The following is a 20,459-nucleotide window of genomic DNA, read 5'->3' as shown; positions in this document are numbered from 1 at the left end:
ATAAAAGGCGTACATCAGTGGGTAGTGGACGATGTAGAGCGGGTAGGATATGTCGCCCAAAAAGCGGCAGATGCGTGTGGAAGCGGCATCTGTTGTCTTACCTGATGCGGCAAGCCACACTATCAAGGGGAAGATTGCGACGATGCATACGCTTTCGAACACACCATTCAGACTAAGCGTACCAAAGATGCCGCCGAGCGAATAACTTCTATCTATATAAGGTACGTGGAAGAGTGTGAGTAGCACGAAAGCACTAATCCAAAACGCACCACGCACGTTATTGAAAGGCTTGAATACGCGCGAAAGCAGCGCACCCGCGGTGAACGGGCAAATCATGCGCAGCGATCCGCCGAGCATATTCATGCTGTCTACAGTCCAACCCACACCGATAGACCCAGAGCCCGACTGATTGGTGACGGCGAACCACGTCAGGGCGCAGCACAAAACGACCGTCAGCAGGGAGAGCAAGCGTGTGGAAAGGCGGCGTATGAGGAGCGCATACACGATGTTGCCGATATACTCGAAGAAGAGCGACCAGCACGGTCCGTTGAGCGGAAACATCTCACCGTTGCCGCGCACCTCGCGTGGCATACCAGGCAGTGCCGGCAGCATCAAACAGCCACATACGAAGGCAAGAAATGTGAGCCAGAGAGTGGCGTGCGAGCCGTCCCAACGCTCCATGCCAGTAAGTAGAAAAGACACGGCACCGATGAGTGCGCCCATGCACACCATCGGTTGCAGGCGTATCAGACGGCGACGGAAGAATCCGCTCGTGGTTAGCGTCTTGCCCCAACGGCTGTCGTAGGCGTAGCCCACTACGAAGCCTGAGAGGATGAAGAAGAAGTCAACAGCGAGATAGCCGTGGTTGATAAAGTCGATGACGGGCTTGTTGCCGGCGAATTGGAAGCCTTCGAACACGTGATACCATACGACGAGCAGAGCAGCTACACCGCGCAGGCCGTCGAGCAGGGCGTAGTGGGGTTTGGAGTTGTGTACTCGCATTATTACATTTTTTATTATGCTATTTTACGAGCCGCTAAATTACTAATAATTTGCAATTTGGTAAGTGTATATCGTAATTATTGCTGTCCGGTAAAACTTTATTAAACAAAAATCGGGTAGGAGGTAAATTTTACTTGACAGTTTTGTTGTAATTTGTGCTATACTCGACTACCGATATATAAGAAAATCAAACCCAACAAGACTAACAACAAGTCAATTGCCTTACCCTTGATATTCTTTTCTTGAAAAAGGAAGATGCCAAAGAGAAAACTCACGATAACACTGCCTCTTCGCACCATAGAGACAATAGCTATCAAGGCTGCGGGCTGACTGAGCGCATAAAAATATACAAAGTCTGCCATACAAAGGAAGATACTAATGCCGAGAATTGTCCACCGCCATTGAAACGTGGTGGTTCGGTTTCGGGTGGGCAACCATAACAACATCAACATGACTCCCATCAATCCGCATTGATATACGTTGTACCAGCTCTGAACCATCATTTGATTAAGTCCTAATCCACCAGCACTGCGAGGCATCATCAGAAATTTATCATACAGTCCACTCACAGCTCCCAAGATGGCAGAGATGACCAAGAAAACAATCCAGAGATTATGCTTAAAGTCAATTCCCTCCTTTTTTCCTGTTCTACTCAAAAGGAAGAACGACGTAATTGCCAATAGCACACCCACCCATTGATAGAGATTGAGCGTTTCGCCAAACACCAACATGGCGCCCACTAAAACCATGACGGGACGTGTAGCGTTGATAGGACCCACAATGGTAAGAGGGAGATGCTTCATGGCAAAATAGCCACAAACCCACGACCCTAACACAATGAAACTCTTGAGTACGATAAACTTATGCGCTTCCCACCCTGCGGTAGATACATGGAAAATGGTGTTGTCCAAATAAGTTGTTGAATGAGATAAAATAATAAAAGGTAAAAAGAGGAGTGATGAGAAAAGCGTGTTCAGAAACAACACAGGAATCACTGCATTATCTGATAAAGAAACTTTCTTAAATACATCATAAAATCCCAGCAGAAAAGCCGAGAGAAAAGCCAAAATCAACCACATCTTTAATATTCTATCTCCTCTAAGAACAACGCATGAGCAGGCATGCTCTCGCCTGCATTGCTACGATTACCGCTCCGAATCACAGCATCAAACTGCTCAAGAGTCATTCGATGCCGCCCCACTTCAATCAACGTACCGACAACAGCACGCACCATATTACGAAGAAAGCGATTGGCTTTAATCACAAAGTACCAGCTATCTTCTCCTGTTTGTACCCATTCTGCACGCACCACCTCGCAAAGCGTGGTCTTGACATCGGTGTGTGTCTTACAGAAAGCGCCAAAGTCGGTCACGCTCAATAAATGATTAGCTGCCTGATTCATCAGTGCATAATCAAGCTGAAAAGGAAGTTGACAGGAGTAATGGCGCAAAAAAGGATTTTTTTGATTGTGTACATAATAGTGATATGTTCGCCATTTGGCACTAAACCTTGCGTGCATATCTGCCTGAACAGGCTTCACACCTGCCACCGAAATATCTCGTGGCAAGAGTCTGTTCAGTTTGTAGGCAAGTTGTTCACCATCAATAACAGTCTCTAAATCAAAGTGTGCCACCATTTTTCGCGCATGCACGCCAGTATCTGTGCGCCCAGCACCCACAACAACAATGGGCTCTCTCAATATGGTTGACAGTGCTTTTTGCAATTCTGCCTGAACAGAATGACTGTTGGGTTGCTGTTGCCAACCGTGGTACGAAGTACCGTCGTAACTGAAATAGATAAAGTACCGCTGCATAGTTATTTATCGCTTGTCGTTTCGCTTTTTGAAATATTTAAGTGCATGTCGCTGCATGAGTTGGCGATGAAACTTCTTTTCTGCCTTGACAATACGAAACACCTTGTTGGCAGGGAGTACTTTCAAAAACTTTTGATAGTAAGTTTGCTGTATCTCTTTAATCTTCACCTCATTGGCAGCACGTTTCAAGACAGCCTCTTCACAAGCTTTGCTGTCATTGATATCGATATGTCGCAGTCGACGTTGCTCGAGAAAATAGGTCATCTGCTGCTTCTTCATCTCGCGAAAAAGCGGAAAGAAAACTTCAGACTCTTGAGGAGTTAGCCCCGCTTCGGTAGTGATGAACTGCTCCATACGTGCCTGAAAATCACCTCGACGGGAGCGAAGAGACTGTTCGTCCAATTCTGTACCAGTGGCAAAAGCGCTAACACCTACGAATAAAAGAAGAAATAAATAAATTTGTTTCATGGTCGCTTGTTGTTAATCGTCTTCAAATAAAGAATATAAGTCCTCATCATCCATCAAACTGATGAATGCGGCTTCTTCCAAAGTTTCAGAGGTATATATCCCAGTGTATGTAGACATAGGTTCCGACTGCTTGGAAGAAGAAGGAATTGTCGTGTGATGAAAATAAAGTGTAACGGACAATAATGCAGCCAACACACAGCCCGCTACCAACCAACGAGTGTGTAGCGGATAAAAACGAGCATGACGAGCAGGCATAACTTGTTGTTCTTGACGAGGCAAAGACACCAAAATATCGTCAACCACTCGTTCAAAATATCCTTCCGGAACTTTGAACGAGTTTGTTTGCTTAAAGCAACGCTCGATGTGCTGTTTGTCTTCTTCCCTATTTATCTTCATATCTTTATGACGAAACAAAAGTATAAAAGTTTAATTGCTTGTTTGAATGAACGCACTTATTTTCTTCACTGCCAAGTGATAACTGGCTTTCAAAGCTCCTTCACTGGTACCTAAAAGCTCGCTCATCTCCGCATATTTCATCTCCTCAAAGTAACGAAGCGTAAAGACCATGCGTTGCACTTCGGGCAGTGTTGCAATCGCTGCGTGGAGGATAGCCTCTGCCTCATCACCATCAAAGTATTCATCTGCAAGCATCATTTGAGCCAACGAGGAGACATCTTCCACAGGAATGGTAAGCGTTTTCTTTTGTTTTCGAAGAAAATCAAGTGCCTCATTGATTGCAATTCGGTATAACCACGTGAAAACTTTCGACTTATTTTGAAATTGCGCAACATGCTTCCACGCTTTTAAGAAGGTGTTTTGAAGAATGTCATCTGCATCCGCATGGTAGAAAACCATCCGCCTGATGCGCCAATAGAGGGGTTCGCTGTATTGCCGAACCATTTGTGTAAAGGCTTGTTCCCGCAGCTTTGGGTCTGCCAATGCCCTACCGATAGTATGATCGTCCCACCGTTCGTTCATAGAAACTATCGCAGGTAGTTTTTTAATTGTTTGTAAATCACAGCGTCAAAACCGTAAATATCCTGATATTCCCGCATACCGTGCTGCTCGTTGGGGTACAGGGTATAATAAGTGATGTACAGTGGCACTGCTGGTTGAACACGCACAGAATTGATTAACTTAGATTCTTGCAAGGTGTCATTGGGTAGGTTGGAAGTCGCCGTTAGTTTCTTTTGATAATGCGAATGAATATCGGCTTGCATGGAGTAGCGCATCTTTTCAATGAGTTCTTCATCCTTATCTTTTAATAAAAATACCGCCAGTTCGAAAGGTTTTTCGACACGCACACATCCATGTGACACGCCACGATTCGACTGTTCAAAGACTCCGCGCGAGGAGGTATCGTGCAGATAAACGGCAAAGTTATTTTTGAAACGGAACACGATGCGCCCCATGGCGTTGCCTTTTCCGCCTTCTTGAATGACGAAGTATTGACCGCTCCGAAGCATTTCACTCGTGACTTGTCGAGGGTCTACCCTGTTTCCTGTCTCTCTGTTTCGTATAAAATACCGATGATTCTCAAAATAAGCAGAGTCGCCTGCATGGCGTGCCACACTTTTGTCAATAATACTCTTGGGCATGACCCATTGCGGATTAACATCCATCCGCATAATCCTACTGCTCAACAAGGGTGTCTTGGTGGTGTTCGTTCCCACGCCAACGCGCATTCTCATGACCTGTTCATGGTCGATAGCCAGCAACTCCATGGCAGGAACGTTCACCATGACATATTTATCTTGTGCAAATGGATTATCTTTCAGTCGCCACCGTGTCCGCTCCAAGTTGCAGAGCGTCTTCACACTGTTAGTGGAACGACCCTCCTGCGCAAGATAATTTTTGAATACTTGGTATAAAGGATTAGTGGGCTGGATATGGTGAATAAAATTCGTCAAACTGTCTGGATGAGTTTGTTTACACAGATTCTTCCAATAGTTTTTAGTGGGTCGTGCCATCGGAATATCGAAGAGCCGATAATAACTCACGTTGAGTGAATCTCCCTCTTTCACATCAAGCTTGTTAAAAAGCACATAAGGGTTGGTAAAACCAAACTGCTGTCCCGTGGCATAACGGAAAAAGGCTTTGGTTAGATGATATTCTAAGCGTCCCAACACCTGATGAATGGAATGCTGACTTTTATCAAATTGCAAAGCTCGCAGTCGGTTTAAGTCTGCCGTAATCGAGGCGACACAAAACTTATTGGGCGAAAATCCTACCGCTTTCATCTCACGCAAATACGCCAACAGCGTATCGGCACGCTGATCAACTCCATTGCGGTCAATCCAAAGTAACCGCCCCCCCTGCAAATAATAGTTACGAGCACGATAGTCGGCTTGCATAGAGTCTCTATCTTCTTGTAACGTCTTGAGAAGTTCTGCCCGAACTTTTCGGGGATGAATAACATAAGCAGCATTCCGAAGAGACGAAAAACTACTTAATTCCAAGTTCTGATTAGGATTCTGAACTTTATTCCGACATGAACACAACTGAAAAAGAAGAATAAAGAACAGAAAGTAATGAAAAGCAAATTTCAACGCTTGCGCTATCTAATAGATATCTTTCTTACCGTTTTGCCCACCTTGATAATGTAGCAACCTTTTGGATAATTCAGTTCGTAACGCTTGTCCTGACTATCAATCTTCACACGCATCAGACAAACGCCTGCCACATTATATATCTGTAATACTTGCCCATTTGCACCACTGATATGTAGTACAGACTCCGAAACTGAAATAGAAACATTCTGAAATTCATTTTCAATAGCCTCGAAACCTTCCGACGCTTGCATCGTGATTGGACTGCCAATGAGCAGCGCAAAAGCAAAGGTAATGGATAGTATCTTATGTATCATTGATATATGTTCTTTGTGTTCAATGTAACAAAGATACGCAATTTATTGAAAACCAAAAAGCACGAATTAAAATTTATTGCCCGTTTAACTCTATTTAACATCGAAGACCAGTCCTTCATCGGTTAAGAATGAGTTTTGAAAGATATTCTTTGCCTCTTGAAGTAGCACCGACTCGTCGTCATATCTGGCACTGTAATGCCCCAATAGTAATTTTCCAACCTTAGCATCGCGCGCCACCATGGCGGCTTGGGCTGCCGTACTGTGTGCAAACATTTCAGCTCGGCTTTCGTTTTCCTGGTCATAAGTAGCCTCATGGTACAGCGTATCCACTCCTTGAACCAATTGGTGCAAGTGAGGAAGATAACGTGTATCACTGCAATAGGCGTAACTACGGGGCGGTGCAGCAGGGTAAGTAAGGCGATGATTGCTCACAATCTCCCCTTCTGGTGTAGTCCAGTCGGCTCCGTTTTTGATGTTATTAATTTGGGAAACAGGGATTTCATAGAAGTCAATCATCTCTCTTCGGATATGAGGCAACACAGGTTTCTCCCTAAACAAAAAGCCACAGCAAGGGAGGCGATGCGCTAAAGGAATGGATTCAACAGTCAGACTTCGGTCTTCATAAATCACCTGATGTTGGGTGGTTTCTACTGCATGAAACTTTACCTCGTATTCCAAGCCCGGACAGAACACGGCAATCTGTGTTTGCAACAAAGCTTCTAACGCTTGCGGAGCATAGATATGGAGCGGTGCAGTGCGCCCCAACATCCCAAAAGTGGAAAGCATACCAATCAAACCAAGGCAATGATCGCCATGTAAGTGGGTGATAAAGACGGCTTGAAGCTTGGTAAATTTGATTTTCGCACGACGGAGTTGCACTTGCGTTCCTTCACCACAATCGACCATGAACAACTTCTCACGGATTTCAACAACCTGTGAGGACGGATGGTGTCGCAGCGTTGGCATGGCACTTCCACATCCTAAAATATGAATTCTAAAAGGTTCCAATAGATGAATCTAAACGCAAAAGAAAGAGTCAAAAGCCTTCTACTGCTGCTTGACTCGTTGACGCTTGTAGACAAAAATACCATTTTTGTTCTCAAGCAACAAACTATCTGCCCCCAAAGTTTTTACTTCAAAGGTATCGGTGTTTAACAGTAAGGCGCCATTGAGGATTTTCCACTTCGTCCACGGATGCGATTCGGCTTTCACGAAAGACTCGACAATGCCACCTTCACGAATTTCAAAGTTCTTGTCCAAACTTACCCATCTCCCTAAAAGCGTTGTCAGATTGATTACTTTCTTCGCAACTAATTCTTGATTCACTTTCGCTCCAATGACCGCCATGCGGTCACCTACCATTCTACCTCCTTGAATATCAGAGACCAACTCTCCATCGGTGTTAATCATATAATCCACCGTATCGCCAGCATCTGATATCACCTGCAAGGTGTGCATGGCGGTTCCGTCGCCGCAAACGCCATATATGGTTGAGTCTGTAGATGCCTCTTCATCTTGTGATACCGTGTCCGAAGAGGATGCAGAACCTTTTTTATCCACGCATCCAACAGACAAGCTGACTGTCATGAGCATTGCCGCAAATATTTTCAACGTATTTTTCATCATTATTATATTTTGTATTTTTAGTTGTTTTCAGATTCTTTTTCCATACGCTTAGCCTCTTCCCAAAGCTCATCCATCTCTGCGAGTGTCAAGTCTTTGAGTTGCTTTCCCGATTTTATGGTTTGGGCTTCGATATGATTAAAGCGTCGAATAAATTTTTGATTGGTCAGCTCCAGTGCGTTTTCAGGATTAAGATGATACAAACGAGCAGCATTGATGACCGAGAAAAGAAAATCTCCCAACTCCTTCGTAGCATGCTCGGCATCGTCTTTCGCTAATTCTTCTTCCAGCTCACTCAGTTCTTCACGCACTTTCTTCCAAACGTCTTCTCGCTTTTTCCAGTCAAATCCAACGTTTCGTGCCTTATCTTGAATGCGATAAGCCTTAATGAGAGATGGCAAAGCCTCTGGCACACCTGCCAACACACTCTTGTTTCCATCTTTTTCTTTTTGCTTAATTTGCTCCCACGTTTTTTCTACCTGTTGCTCCGTCTGCGGTTTGGCAGTGGTTTCGTTCACCCCTGCTTGTGCGTCTAAGACTTCTTTCTTGGGGTCTCCTTCCCAACCAGTCCAATCGATAAATGGATGACGAAACATTAATTTACGAGCTTCCTTATCGCATACATCCGCAATATCATAAGCCCCTGTCTCATCTCCAAGGATAGCGTAAAAGATGACATGCTCCAACACATCGCCAAGTTCTTTACAGATATTGACCTTGTCTTCTTTCAAGATAGCATCACAAAGCTCGTAAACCTCTTCTATTGTGTGCGGTCTTAAGCTGTGGTAGGTTTGTTTTCTGTCCCAAGGACATTCCTTTCTCAGGCGTTCTTGTACGTCAAGAAGCCTACCAAAAGCCGCTATTTTTTCTTCTCTTGAGTGCATGGCTGAATTTTTATTATTGCAAAAGTAATCATTTTCAATTGAAATTTCGTAATTTTGCAATGTTTTATAAGAATTTATTATTAAAGTAGAAAACGATAAAATGGAATTGGCAAGCAAGTATAATCCACAAGATGTGGAATCTAAATGGTATGAATATTGGCTCAACAACAAATTATTTAGTTCAAAACCTGATGGGCGTGAAGCCTATACGGTGGTCATACCTCCCCCCAATGTCACAGGTGTGCTGCACATGGGACACATGCTTAACAATACCATTCAAGATATTTTAGTGCGCAGAGCACGCATGGAAGGCAAGAATGCCTGCTGGGTTCCCGGCACTGATCATGCCTCGATAGCTACCGAAGCAAAGGTTGTAGCACGATTGGCAGAACAGGGAATCAAGAAAACAGATCTTTCGAGAGACGAGTTTTTGAAACATGCTTGGGACTGGACGCACGAACATGGCGGCATTATTTTGAAGCAGCTGCGTCGCTTAGGTGCTTCCTGTGATTGGGATCGCACCGCATTCACGATGGACGAGAAGCGTTCGGAAAGCGTTATCAAAGTGTTTTGCGACCTCTACAACAAAGGTCTTATCTACCGTGGAGTACGCATGGTGAATTGGGACCCGCAGGCACAAACAGCCTTGAGCGATGAAGAAGTTATCTATCAAGACGAGCACTCCAAGCTTTATTATCTTCGCTATCATGTAGTTGAAGACCCTGATAAGTTTGCTATCGTCGCTACGACACGTCCCGAAACGATTATGGGCGATACGGCTATGTGCATCAACCCCAATGATCCTAAGAATGCTTGGCTCAAAGGAAAACACGTTATCGTACCATTAGTGGGACGAGAAATTCCTGTTATCGAGGACGACTATGTGGATATTGAGTTTGGTACGGGATGCTTAAAGGTAACGCCAGCACATGATATTAACGACCATGCATTGGGTCTGAAACACGGACTACAAACCATCGATATCTTTAACGATAATGGTACAATTTCTGAAGAAGCAGGAATGTACGTGGGCATGGATCGTATGGACGTGCGCAAGCAAATTGCAAAAGATTTGGAAAAAGCGGGATTGATGGAAAAAGTGGAGGACTACAACAACAAAGTTGGATACTCCGAGCGCACCCATGTGCCCATTGAGCCAAAGTTGTCCACACAGTGGTTTCTGAAAATGCAACACTTTGCCGACCTTGCCTTGCAGCCTGTTATGGACGACGATATTCAGTTTTATCCCTCGAAGTATAAAAATACCTATCGTCACTGGCTCGAAAACATTAAAGATTGGTGTATCAGTAGACAGCTGTGGTGGGGACATCGCATTCCTGCTTATTACTTTACAATCAACGGCAAGCAAGAAGTTGTGGTGGCAGAAACGGCAGAGGCAGCTCTCAAACTGGCACAACAGAAGGACAGCGCACTCACCATGAACGACATCGAACAAGATAGTGATTGTCTTGACACATGGTTTTCATCATGGCTATGGCCTATTTCTCTCTTTGACGGCATTAACAATCCTGATAATAAAGAAATTCAATACTACTACCCCACAGCCGACCTCATCACTGGACCTGATATTATTTTCTTCTGGGTGGCACGCATGATTATGGCTGGATACGAGTACAAAGGGCAGATGCCTTTCAGACATGTGTACTTTACGGGTATTGTGCGCGACAAGTTGGGTAGGAAGATGAGCAAGAGCTTGGGTAACTCGCCCGACCCTATTGCACTCATTGATAAGTACGGTGCCGATGGCGTACGCATGGGTATGATGCTCAGTGCACCAGCAGGCAACGACATTCTCTTCGATGAAAGCTTGTGTGAACAAGGTCGTAACTTTAACAACAAGATTTGGAATGCATTCCGATTAGTAAAAGGTTGGGAGGTTACAGATACCGAACAATCACAAACCAGCAAGTTGGCAACAGCTTGGTTCGAGGCTAAGTTGCGCACCACAAACGAAGAAGTGAACGACCTCTTCTCGAAATATCGCATCTCCGAGGCACTAATGGTTGTCTACAGGCTCTTTTGGGACGAGTTCTCAAGCTGGTATCTCGAGATGATTAAGCCTGCGTACGGAACACCTATCGACACGAAGACGTATCAGCAGACATTGAACTTCTTTGACATCCTCTTAAAAATGCTACATCCTTTCATGCCATTTATCACGGAAGAATTGTGGCAACACTTGTATGAGCGAAAGGAAGGCGAGTCTATCATGACCCAACAGCTTGACATTCCTACGCCTACGGACGATGAAAAATCACTGACAGAAGAGATAGAAGTTGTCAAACAGATTGTGAGTGGGGTTCGCATGATTAGAAATCAAAAGAACATCTCACCCAAAGAAACATTGGAATTGGTAGCTATTGGTGACAACCCATTTGCCACCTTTAATGACATCATCATTAAAATGGCTCATTTGTCAGCCATACAAACCATGACTGACAAACCTGCTGACGTGGCACAATTCATGATTGGAACTAACGAATTTGCCGTTCCTATCGGGAATTTGATTGATGTGGAAGCCGAGTTAAAGAAGCATGAAGACCAACTCAAACATTTGGAAGGCTTCTTAGCTGGTATTCAGAAAAAACTCAGCAACAGTAAATTTGTAGCCAATGCGCCTGAAGCTGTGGTGGCATTGGAGCGCAAAAAACAAAGTGATACGGAAGAGAAAATCGCAGCACTGAAAGTTTCGATGGCAGAACTTAAAAAAAAGAAATAACCGAATGATGCGTAAACAGTTCTTTTTATGGCTCGTCCTACTCTGTACCTTAACGATTACATCGTGTAAGGATGACGATACTATTGACATCAACGACTATAACAAACAAACCATATTAGTCTATATGCCATGGTCGGGAAGTGCGCAACACAAAGGACTGTACAACTTTTTCCTACAAAATTTAGACAGCATCGAATCGGGTGTCAAAGCCCAGAAAGGACTCAAGAACTCACGCTTAGTGGTATTTCTTAGCAAATCGCCCACCGAATCAGAACTCTACGAGGTTGGTTATGTCAACAAACAAATAACGCACACCCCTATCAAAACCTATTCGGGAAAAGCATATACTACGGCTGAGGGTATTGCCCAAATCATCAATGACACGAAAGCAGCGGCTGAAGCTCTCAACTATGCACTCATCATTGGCTGCCACGGCACAGGTTGGACGTATAAAGAAAATTGGAAAGACTACCCCTACAATGCAAAACGGTATGCCTTTTCCACTCGTCAGCAACCCACGTATTGGGAGCAGACCCGATTCTTTGGAAGTGTGGACGACATCCTTAATTATGCCACAGATATAGAGACCTTGGCAAAAGGAATCGCACAAACGGGCACAAAGATGCAATACATTCTGTTTGACGATTGCTACATGGCAAATGTTGAAACAGCCTATATGCTCAAAGACGTGACTAATTTCCTTGTTGGCTCTACCAGTGAGGTTATGGCTGTTGGCATGCCGTATGCGGATATGTGGAGCAGTTTGGCATCGCCCACTCCCAATTATGGCGCTATAGTGAAGAAGTTTCATGACTTCTACTCCAATTACCGAGTGCCGTCTGGCACAATTGCCGCTATCGACTGCCGAGAGGTAGAAGCCTTAGCTGCAGTGATGAAGGACATCAATGCGAAATATTCGTTGGACGACTCGTTGCGAGACAGTGTGCAAGTACTCGATGGCTTTAAGGCAGGTATATTCTTCGATATGGGCGATTACGTGAAGTGGCTTTGTAAGAACAAGAACCTTCGTGAACGTTTTAACCAACAACTCACGAAAGCGGTACGCCATCAAAGTCATACGGACACGATTTATTCATACATTTATCCGTTTGAAGGTCCCAAATATATCCCTGTGAAAACCTTTAGCGGATTAACCATTTCAGATCCCACCATTCATGTTGCGCCATTACGTGGCATACAAAATACTGCGTGGTGGAAAGCTACGCATTAAAGAACATTGTTTCGTGAGACGAGTAAGCCACAACCAAAGTTAGATTTGTTTGATTGGAATGGTTTACTTCTTATACAATACATCCGCAATACCAGTTTATCAGCATTGCGGATGAGTACAAAATACGAAGGGAAATCTTGCAATAAAATCGGGGCTACTAAATAAACACAAATGATTGATACTTATTTAGCAGCCCCGAATTATAACGCACTCTCTCGGATTATTTCGCACTCACAGGTCTATGCTGCTTTGCTTTTCCAAAACTCTTATTGGGGCGATTGCTCATTTGGAAGTTAAGTACTCCTCCTTTCATCACGTCATTGTAAGTAATGTAAGAGGTCTTCAAGTTCCTACCGTTTAATTGAGCCGACTTGATATATACATTTTTGTCGTTATTGTTGGGTGCAGTGATCACAAATGTCTTACCCCCAGGCAGATGAATCGTTGCCTTCTTAAACAACGGGCTACCAAAAACAAAAATGCCATTAGATGGATTTACTTGATAAAATCCTAACGCTGACATGATATGCCAAGCTGACATTTGCCCACAATCTTCGTTACCACAGTATCCATCTGGCTCATCGGTATAGAACTTATTTTGGAGCATTCTCACCTTTTCTGCTGTCTTATACGGTTGTCCTGCATAGACATATAAATATGGTGTATGATGATTGGGTTCGTTACCATGTGCATACTGTCCCACCATACCAGACACATCAGGTGGAGCTCCTTCTCCAAGATCGCCTTCGGCAACAAACAACTCATCAAGATTCTTCACAAAAGCGGCATCTCCACCATGCGCCTTAATCAGCCCATCGGGATCTTGTGGCACCATAAAGGTATATTGCCAGCCATTTCCCTCACAGAAATCTCCTACCCCATCTCTTTCGTTCGCTAAAAATGGGTCGTAAGGTTCGTACCATGAGCCATCTTTCATCTTTGGATGAATCTTATTTATTTTTGAATCAAAAATTGTTTGATACGACAAAGCACGCTTCAAGAAGGTATGATAAACATCCATTCGTCCCATCTTCTTTGCCATGAGTGCAATACCCATATCGTCTGCTGCATATTCTAATTGAATTGAAGTTGCCTCCTTAACAGCATCGGCTGGAATATATCCATAGTGCATAAAGTCTTTCACACCGTTTTGCTTTGGATTCGTAGCCGTGGATATCATATAGTCTAACGCTTTATTGGCATCGAAACCGCCAATCCCTTTTAAGTAAGCATCTGCAATCACTGGCACGGAACTATAACCTGGCATACAATTCGTTTCACCTGAATACAATGGCCATATAGGCAGCTTTCCATTTTGGTCGTAGATGCTCAGCATGGAGTTAATCATATCAGGAACTTCCTTTCTCGCTATGATTGTAAACAGAGGATGCAAAGTACGATAAGTATCCCATAACGAGAGCGTCGTGTAATTCTTGAATTTATTATTTTTATATACCTTGTCGTCTATGCCTCTAAAGTCTCCGTTGACGTCGCAATATAAATTAGGTGCGATAAAGGCATGGTACATGGCTGTATAGAAGATGATTTTTTGTCGAGGTGTCCCTTCAATTTCTATTCGTGACAACACGTCGTTCCACTTTTGTATCGCTACCTGATGAACGTCATCGAAGTTCCATCCCGTCATCTCCTTTTCTAAGTTGAGCTTTGCATTGGTGCAACTCACGGACGAGATAGCTACCTTTACCAAGAGTTCTTTCATTCCGTCTTTGAACGTTGCAACTGCTTTCACATCACGTCCTTGCAACTCATCGGTACCCGCAGGTGTATTCAAGTGAAACACATCAAGTGATTGGATGGGTTGATTGAACTTGGCATAAAAGAAAACCTTGTGTTGGGGTGCCCATCCATTGACAAAACGATATCCCTCAACTGTGGTATCATCAATCTTGCGAATATAGGCTTCATAGGTTTTGTTTCCGATACCATTGAACAAATCTATCAATACACGTGGGGTTTCTGCCTTTGTATAATTGTAACGATGCACCCCCACACGCTCTGTTGTTGTCAGTTCTACATTTACACCGTTATCTAATTTTACGGCATAATAACCGGGTGATACAACTTCATTGTCGTGGGAGAATTTCGACGAAGCGGCTCCTTCAAGGTGATGATCATCTCCTCGTTTGGTTCGCATCTCACCTGAATAGGGCATCAAGCTGATGTCGCCCAAATCATCACAACCTGTACCACTCAAGTGATTATGACTAAACCCGATAATAACACTATCACTGTAATGATAACCCGAGCACCAATCCCAACCCTTAAAGATGTTCATCGGTCCTAACTGAACGGCACTAAAGGGTACATTCGCTCCTACAAAGACATGGCCGTGACCTCCAGAACCAATATAGGGATTTACAAATTGGGTATAATCTGTTTTAGCACTTAATGGCAAGGCTGCCAACAGTAAGTTTAACAAAAGGATAAAACAACGACTTCTTTTCATACAAAAAAAATAAAAGGTTAAGATTTAGGATAATTACAGTTCAGGATATTAGAAGTACAAATGTACTGTTCGTCATCCTCGCTCACTTCTTAGCTTAGGCAGATGACTTGAATTGCACTATTAAAGAAAATGCAAGCGAGCCATTCATCATTGAAGACGCCATGTTCCGAATGATGAATGACCGTCGCATCAAGTGCTTATTCTGGTTGCATATTGGTGTACACCGTCTGAACATCGTCAAACTCTTCCAACTTCTCAATCATCTTGTCAAGAGTTTCACGTTCTTCTGGTGTCACATTCTTCAAATCGTTAGGAATGTAAGTAAACTCTCCACCAGTCACCTCAAACCCTTCTTCCTCTAAATGCTTTTGGATATCACCAAAGCTGGTTGGTGCGCCGTAAATGGTCACCTCATTGGCTTCTTCGTCCTCGTCGTATTCATCTTCGACACCGTAATCGATGAGATCAAGGATTAACTCATCCATATCGAGATTTTCTTTCTTCTTAAAAGTAAACACAGACTTATGATCAAACAAGAAAGCCAAAGAACCTGTAGTACCCAAATTTCCATTAAACTTGTTGAATACAGAACGAACGTCACCTACGGTTCGAGTAGTATTGTCGGTCAGCGTGTCCACCAAAATGGCAACTCCGTGTGGACCATAGCCTTCATAAGTTACTTCCTTATAATCGCTCTGGTCTTTACCAAGTGCATTTTTGATAGCACGGTCAATGTTGTCCTTAGGCATGTTCTCACGCTTAGCATTAGCAATGATGGCACGCAGTGTAGGGTTGTTTTCTGGCTCTGGTCCACCTGCTTTCACAGCAATGGCGATTTGTTTACCAATCTTCGTAAATGTACGAGCCATGTGTCCCCAACGTTTCAGTTTTGTTGCTTTACGATATTCAAATGCTCTTCCCATTGAATTTATTGATTAAAATCCTCTTCACCTAAAGAGGTCATGAACGTATTGCTACGTCACGAGTTGTTATTATTAATGAATTATTTATAGTTCAACGTCAATCACTTCACGACAACCCCTTACCGCAACTCTGCACCTAAATTCGTGGTAAGGTTTTTGATAAGTTTCTGCATAATTGCATCAATCTGTTTGTCGTTCAAGGTTTTCTGTTCATCTTGCAAAATAAAGTTCACCGCATAGCTCTTCTTACCCTCTGGCAAGTTCTTCCCTTCGTAAACATCAAAGAGTTCCACACGCTTCAACAGTTTCTTTTCTGTTTGAAAAGCAATCTCTTCAATCTTTTCGAAAGGAATTGCTTGGTCTAACAACAACGCCAAATCTCGACTTACAGCAGGGAATTTAGACAACTCCTTAAACTCAACCTTCTGTTTGCGAATAGCTTTCATCACCGTAGACCAGTGGATATCGGCATAATACACCGTCGCAGAGACGCCCACAGTTTTTAATAATCGGGGACATACCACGCCTAACTCAACCATAGGCTTTCCTCCACGATTCTTCATCGTCAAGCCTTCCGAGAAAATATTGTTATCACTCTTTTCCGAAATGCACAGCCCAGCTGGCACACCCAAACGTGCAAAGATATTTTCTACATAGGCTTTGAGTTCAAAGAACGAACTATCTTCATCTGTATGCGCCCAACTACCTTCCACTCGCTTTCCAGTAATCCACAATCCTAAATGTGTTTCCTGTTTGTAGGCGTTAATAGGATTCTCTGCATCCAAACGAGCTGCATCGAAATGATAGCAATTACCAAACTCAAAAAGTCGTAAGTTTGCGTTTTTACGGTTTACGTTTCTCGCAATACTTTCCAAGCCACCAAACAACAAAGTCTGCCGCATCACACCCAAATCACTGCTCAACGGATTCATTACTTTCACCGTTGTTTCCTCCGCATACTGATTCAAATCTTGATAATAAGCTACTTTTGTCAGTGAGTTATTTAAGATTTCGTGGAAGCCACTACCCACCAATTGTTCACCAATCAGATTTTCCAAATGCTGTTTCTCGTCTTCTTCTCCTAAGATGGTCAACGAACTCTTCAGTTGTTGTGGTATCTCCACATTATTATATCCGTAGATACGTAAGATATCCTCCACCACATCGCATGGACGCTGCACGTCAACACGATAGGTCGGTATGGACAATTCCAGTCCTTCTGCTGTTTCCTGAAGGATTTCCATTTCAAGATTTGTCACAATCTCTTTTATCGTATCGTGTCCTATCTCTTTACCAATCAGTCCATTAACATAGCTATATGAAAGTGATACTTTCGCATTTTCTATCGGTTCAGGATATACATCCTTTATCTGCATACTCACCTTACTACCAGCCAACTGTTGACAAAGTATCGCTGCCTGTTTGAGTGCGTAGATGACACCATTAGGATCAATACCACGTTCGAAACGATAACTGGCATCTGTGCTTAGTCCGTGGCGACGTGCACTCTTGCGAATCCAAGTGGGATGGAAATAAGCACTCTCTAAAACCACGTTCCTCGTGCTGTTGTAAGTACCACTTCCTTTACCGCCAAAGATACCGGCAATACACATAGGATGTTCCGCATTGCAAATACTTAAATCGTGTTCACCCAGTGTATGTTCTTCGCCATCGAGTGTTTCAAACTTTGTTCCTTCGGGTTGTGTGCGCACTACTATCCGTTTGCCTTCCACCATGTCGGCATCAAAGCAATGCATCGGCTGTCCATACGCCATCATGATGTAGTTCGTAATGTCTACAATGTTGTTGACAGGTCGCAATCCGATGACCCGCAACTTATCTTGCAGCCATTCTGGACTGTCTTTCACCTCACAATCCGTCAGCGAAATACAGGCATAGCGTTTACAGGCTTGTGTATTTTCTATTTGCACATCAATGGGCAAATCCTCGTTATCAACCTGGAAGGCATCACAATTAGGGCGATGCAAGTTAGTGGTATAACCATTTTGTTTCAACCACGCATACAAGTCACGTGCCACGCCATAGTGAGAAAGCGCATCGGAACGGTTTGCCGTGATATCAATTTCTATCACCCAATCGCTTTCTAAATGATAATATTCTGCGGCGGGCTGACCCACTGGTGCATCTTCAGGAAGGACAATAATTCCATCGTGTGAACCTCCTACGCCTATCTCGTCTTCTGCACAAATCATGCCGTATGAGTCGACACCACGAAGTTTGCTTTTCTTGATAGTGAATGATTCTTCACCATTATATAAAACGCAACCTACATCGGCAACAATAACTTTCTGTCCTGCGGCAACATTTGGCGCACCACAGACAATCTGAGAAGGCTGCTCTTTTCCTAAATCTACGGTTGTAATATGAAGGTGATCGGAATTAGGGTGCATTTCACAGGTAAGCACTTTACCAACATACAGCCCCTTCAAACCGCCTTTAATGGATTGAACTTCTTCCAAGGCATCTACCTCAAGACCGCATGATGTGAGTGCATCTGCCACCTCTTGGGGTGTCAAATCGAAGTCAACGTACTCTTTGAGCCATTTATATGAAACATTCATGATAATATGAATTTATTTTTGTGTACTATAAACTTTGCAAAAGTACTAAAAAAACGGCAGTTGGACAAATGTTACTCTAAAAAATAAAGGCAAAAGAAAAACGCCTGCAGTTCATCCTCAAATCCGCAACTAAGCCCTTGAACGTCCTTATTGCGTTTACACGTCCTCTCATTACTGAATTTGCAGATAATGTGGAGTCAAATTGCTCCATGATTGAAAATAATCCCCAAAAAGGAGTGAGTCTCTCAGATTTAATTTGTATCTTCGCCATGTCTATCGTCGGATTCTCTTGTTTTTTTTGCAACCCTAAGATAAGTGAAAATTCTGACATGGCAAAATCCTGAGCAACTTTTTGTTGCTCAGGTACTTAAAAAGTTTAATTTATAATAGTGTTGCGGAATTAAGGATAGAATAAGTGCAAAAAAATATAAAGATACCTATAAGCCATTCTTAGATTTAGGACTAAATGAACAATATGAAGTGCTTAAAATGTACCATACGCATCCAAGAAATACTTTTCTTTCCCCTGACGACCCATCTCAAAATGTTATTCAAACATATGCAATTGGGTGGGATGGCATAAGAAGAGGAGCACCGTTAAAAAGTGGAGATGCATATCTCCTGGAAGAAAGTACGATTACTGCACCTAGGATTCTAAAATAATAATTAAGGAATGAAAAGAATAATATTAGTAGCCATCTTTATTTATTTGGCCTTCCCGTCGTTTTCAAAAGTTCTAAATGAAATAATACGTCCTTGTGACTCTATAGATTATACTTTAATAAGAAAACCACAATTCAGTTTGGAGTTTCCACCAGAGGAGAAGTGGGAAGAATATAATAAAAGGAAGAAAAAGTTTACAAGTTTGCTGGCTCACTTCATAATAGAGAAACTTGTTGATGAACTTGTTTATGTGTCTGATACTGTGACAATTGGTTTTGTTGTGAACAGTAGGGGGCTTGTGGACACCACGTACCAAGTTAAACCCAAATATGTTCCTTTTGAGAATATTCTTCACTTTATCAAAGAATATGACTTCAAGAATCAGCTTGTGGAATTCTATTCTAAATCTTTAGATCGTTATTCTTTTCTTGTTCGACTTGATATATGGATAGACAGAGAACATAGTCAACTTATCATTGATTTTGAACGCATTCGAAAATGGAAAGAAAATAATCAATTAAAATAATTTTACTTATTCCTTAATCTCGCAACTCCTTCTACAATTCAGAATGTAATTAAATCTTGGTAAATGATTGGGAGATTGATAATCCTCAAATCCGCACCTAAGTCCTTCAACGTCCTTATTGCGTTTACACGTCCTCTCATTACTGAATTTTAAGATAATTTGAACTTGAAGCACCCACTTCTGCCTACAATATCCCCTTACCCCACAATCAGCGCTGAAGCGATTGATAGTGAGCCCATTCTGTTCAAATCTCTCAAAGAACGATTGGTCAACTTTTCCGTTGTTATTCCATATTTCTGAGACAAAAGAACACAGCGGTTGCTCATTGCTCTTGCATTGAAGCACGAAATGCTAACAACGCACGACCGCCAGAAAACTGAAGCTGTACTATTGGCAACACACCGTATGGAACGAAAATAAATGCTGAATTTTCTTTACAAAGTGCCCCTCAAAACTCGCAAGAAAATCACCAACTTCAAAGTAGGTCGCAAATACGCGAAAAATAAGCATAGCTCATAATTGATTGAAACTGAATACATTACGCTCACACACCTGTTTTTTATTCTTAATTTTACCCTTTCTTGCCGACTAACCCATTGAGATAAGCCTGCTATTTGCATGCTTTAAGGCTGCTGAAGCATGTAGATAACACCTCTAATATATGTTTCTAT

The 20,459-nt window shown here is 42.9% G+C and carries 17 protein-coding genes; 3 read left to right on the top strand and 14 right to left on the bottom strand.

The window, feature by feature from the left end:
- The 11 genes from BN35_RS00660 to mazG form a co-directional block, all read right to left on the bottom strand.
- Nucleotides 1-1,002, bottom strand: a 1,002-nt coding sequence (locus BN35_RS00660) for an acyltransferase family protein (protein WP_036909244.1), incomplete at its 3' end; no start/stop codon positions are given.
- A gap of 158 nt (nt 1,003-1,160) precedes the next feature.
- The gene (locus tag BN35_RS00655; RefSeq protein WP_028901231.1) at nt 1,161-2,081 is read right to left on the bottom strand and encodes an EamA family transporter; all 921 of its coding nucleotides are present in this window, start codon (nt 2,079-2,081) and stop codon (nt 1,161-1,163) included.
- Between the two features lie 2 nt (nt 2,082-2,083).
- Nucleotides 2,084-2,815, bottom strand: coding sequence for a tRNA pseudouridine(38-40) synthase TruA (gene truA, locus BN35_RS00650; protein WP_025072846.1), 732 nt, complete (start codon nt 2,813-2,815; stop codon nt 2,084-2,086).
- A gap of 6 nt (nt 2,816-2,821) precedes the next feature.
- Complete coding sequence (locus tag BN35_RS00645) at nt 2,822-3,283, bottom strand: hypothetical protein (RefSeq protein ID WP_025072845.1); 462 nt, start codon at nt 3,281-3,283, stop codon at nt 2,822-2,824.
- Nucleotides 3,284-3,295: 12 nt separating this feature from the next.
- A complete protein-coding gene (locus BN35_RS00640; RefSeq protein WP_025072844.1) occupies nt 3,296-3,679 on the bottom strand; it encodes a hypothetical protein in 384 nt (127 codons plus the stop codon).
- 30 nt (nt 3,680-3,709) lie between these two features.
- Nucleotides 3,710-4,261, bottom strand: coding sequence for an RNA polymerase sigma factor (locus tag BN35_RS00635; protein WP_025072843.1), 552 nt, complete (start codon nt 4,259-4,261; stop codon nt 3,710-3,712).
- Nucleotides 4,262-4,266: 5 nt separating this feature from the next.
- Nucleotides 4,267-5,742 (bottom strand): L,D-transpeptidase family protein, encoded by a 1,476-nt coding sequence (locus BN35_RS00630; RefSeq protein ID WP_051275202.1) that lies wholly within the window; start codon nt 5,740-5,742, stop codon nt 4,267-4,269.
- 98 nt (nt 5,743-5,840) lie between these two features.
- Nucleotides 5,841-6,149 carry a T9SS type A sorting domain-containing protein gene (locus BN35_RS00625; RefSeq protein ID WP_008122377.1) on the bottom strand — a complete coding sequence of 103 codons (309 nt, stop codon included), beginning with the start codon at nt 6,147-6,149 and terminating at the stop codon, nt 5,841-5,843.
- A 90-nt stretch (nt 6,150-6,239) separates the two neighbouring features.
- On the bottom strand, nt 6,240-7,157 hold the full coding sequence (locus tag BN35_RS00620) for a ribonuclease Z (RefSeq protein ID WP_028901229.1): 918 nt from the start codon (nt 7,155-7,157) through the stop codon (nt 6,240-6,242).
- Nucleotides 7,158-7,196: 39 nt separating this feature from the next.
- The gene (locus BN35_RS00615) at nt 7,197-7,775 is read right to left on the bottom strand and encodes a lipocalin-like domain-containing protein (protein ID WP_081411465.1); all 579 of its coding nucleotides are present in this window, start codon (nt 7,773-7,775) and stop codon (nt 7,197-7,199) included.
- Nucleotides 7,776-7,792: 17 nt separating this feature from the next.
- The gene (mazG, locus tag BN35_RS00610; RefSeq protein ID WP_025072840.1) at nt 7,793-8,656 is read right to left on the bottom strand and encodes a nucleoside triphosphate pyrophosphohydrolase; all 864 of its coding nucleotides are present in this window, start codon (nt 8,654-8,656) and stop codon (nt 7,793-7,795) included.
- A 100-nt stretch (nt 8,657-8,756) separates the two neighbouring features.
- Between mazG and BN35_RS00605 the strand changes: the two genes are divergently transcribed.
- Both BN35_RS00605 and BN35_RS00600 read left to right on the top strand, forming a co-directional pair.
- Nucleotides 8,757-11,396, top strand: a complete 2,640-nt coding sequence (locus tag BN35_RS00605) for a valine--tRNA ligase (protein ID WP_028901227.1) — start codon at nt 8,757-8,759, stop codon at nt 11,394-11,396.
- Between the two features lie 4 nt (nt 11,397-11,400).
- Nucleotides 11,401-12,627 (top strand): clostripain-related cysteine peptidase, encoded by a 1,227-nt coding sequence (locus BN35_RS00600; RefSeq protein WP_025072839.1) that lies wholly within the window; start codon nt 11,401-11,403, stop codon nt 12,625-12,627.
- 220 nt (nt 12,628-12,847) lie between these two features.
- On the opposite strand, the gene BN35_RS00595 is transcribed toward BN35_RS00600, so the two are convergent.
- The 3 genes from BN35_RS00595 to pheT all read right to left on the bottom strand — a co-directional run bounded on the left by BN35_RS00595 (nt 12,848) and on the right by pheT (nt 18,599).
- Entirely contained in the window at nt 12,848-15,094 is a 2,247-nt protein-coding gene (locus tag BN35_RS00595; RefSeq protein ID WP_028901226.1) for a GH92 family glycosyl hydrolase, read from the bottom strand.
- A gap of 197 nt (nt 15,095-15,291) precedes the next feature.
- Nucleotides 15,292-16,017 (bottom strand): YebC/PmpR family DNA-binding transcriptional regulator, encoded by a 726-nt coding sequence (locus BN35_RS00590; RefSeq protein WP_025072838.1) that lies wholly within the window; start codon nt 16,015-16,017, stop codon nt 15,292-15,294.
- A gap of 119 nt (nt 16,018-16,136) precedes the next feature.
- Complete coding sequence (gene pheT, locus BN35_RS00585) at nt 16,137-18,599, bottom strand: phenylalanine--tRNA ligase subunit beta (protein WP_025072837.1); 2,463 nt, start codon at nt 18,597-18,599, stop codon at nt 16,137-16,139.
- Between the two features lie 673 nt (nt 18,600-19,272).
- Between pheT and BN35_RS00575 the strand changes: the two genes are divergently transcribed.
- Nucleotides 19,273-19,788 (top strand): hypothetical protein, encoded by a 516-nt coding sequence (locus BN35_RS00575; protein ID WP_025072835.1) that lies wholly within the window; start codon nt 19,273-19,275, stop codon nt 19,786-19,788.
- Nucleotides 19,789-20,459: the final 671 nt, after the last annotated feature.

Source organism: Hoylesella timonensis 4401737 = DSM 22865 = JCM 15640 (genome assembly GCF_000455445.1).
Taxonomy (GTDB): Bacteria; Bacteroidota; Bacteroidia; order Bacteroidales; family Bacteroidaceae; genus Prevotella; species Prevotella timonensis.
Note: the sequence above shows the minus strand (reverse complement) of the source record. Positions and strands in the feature narration are given on the sequence as shown.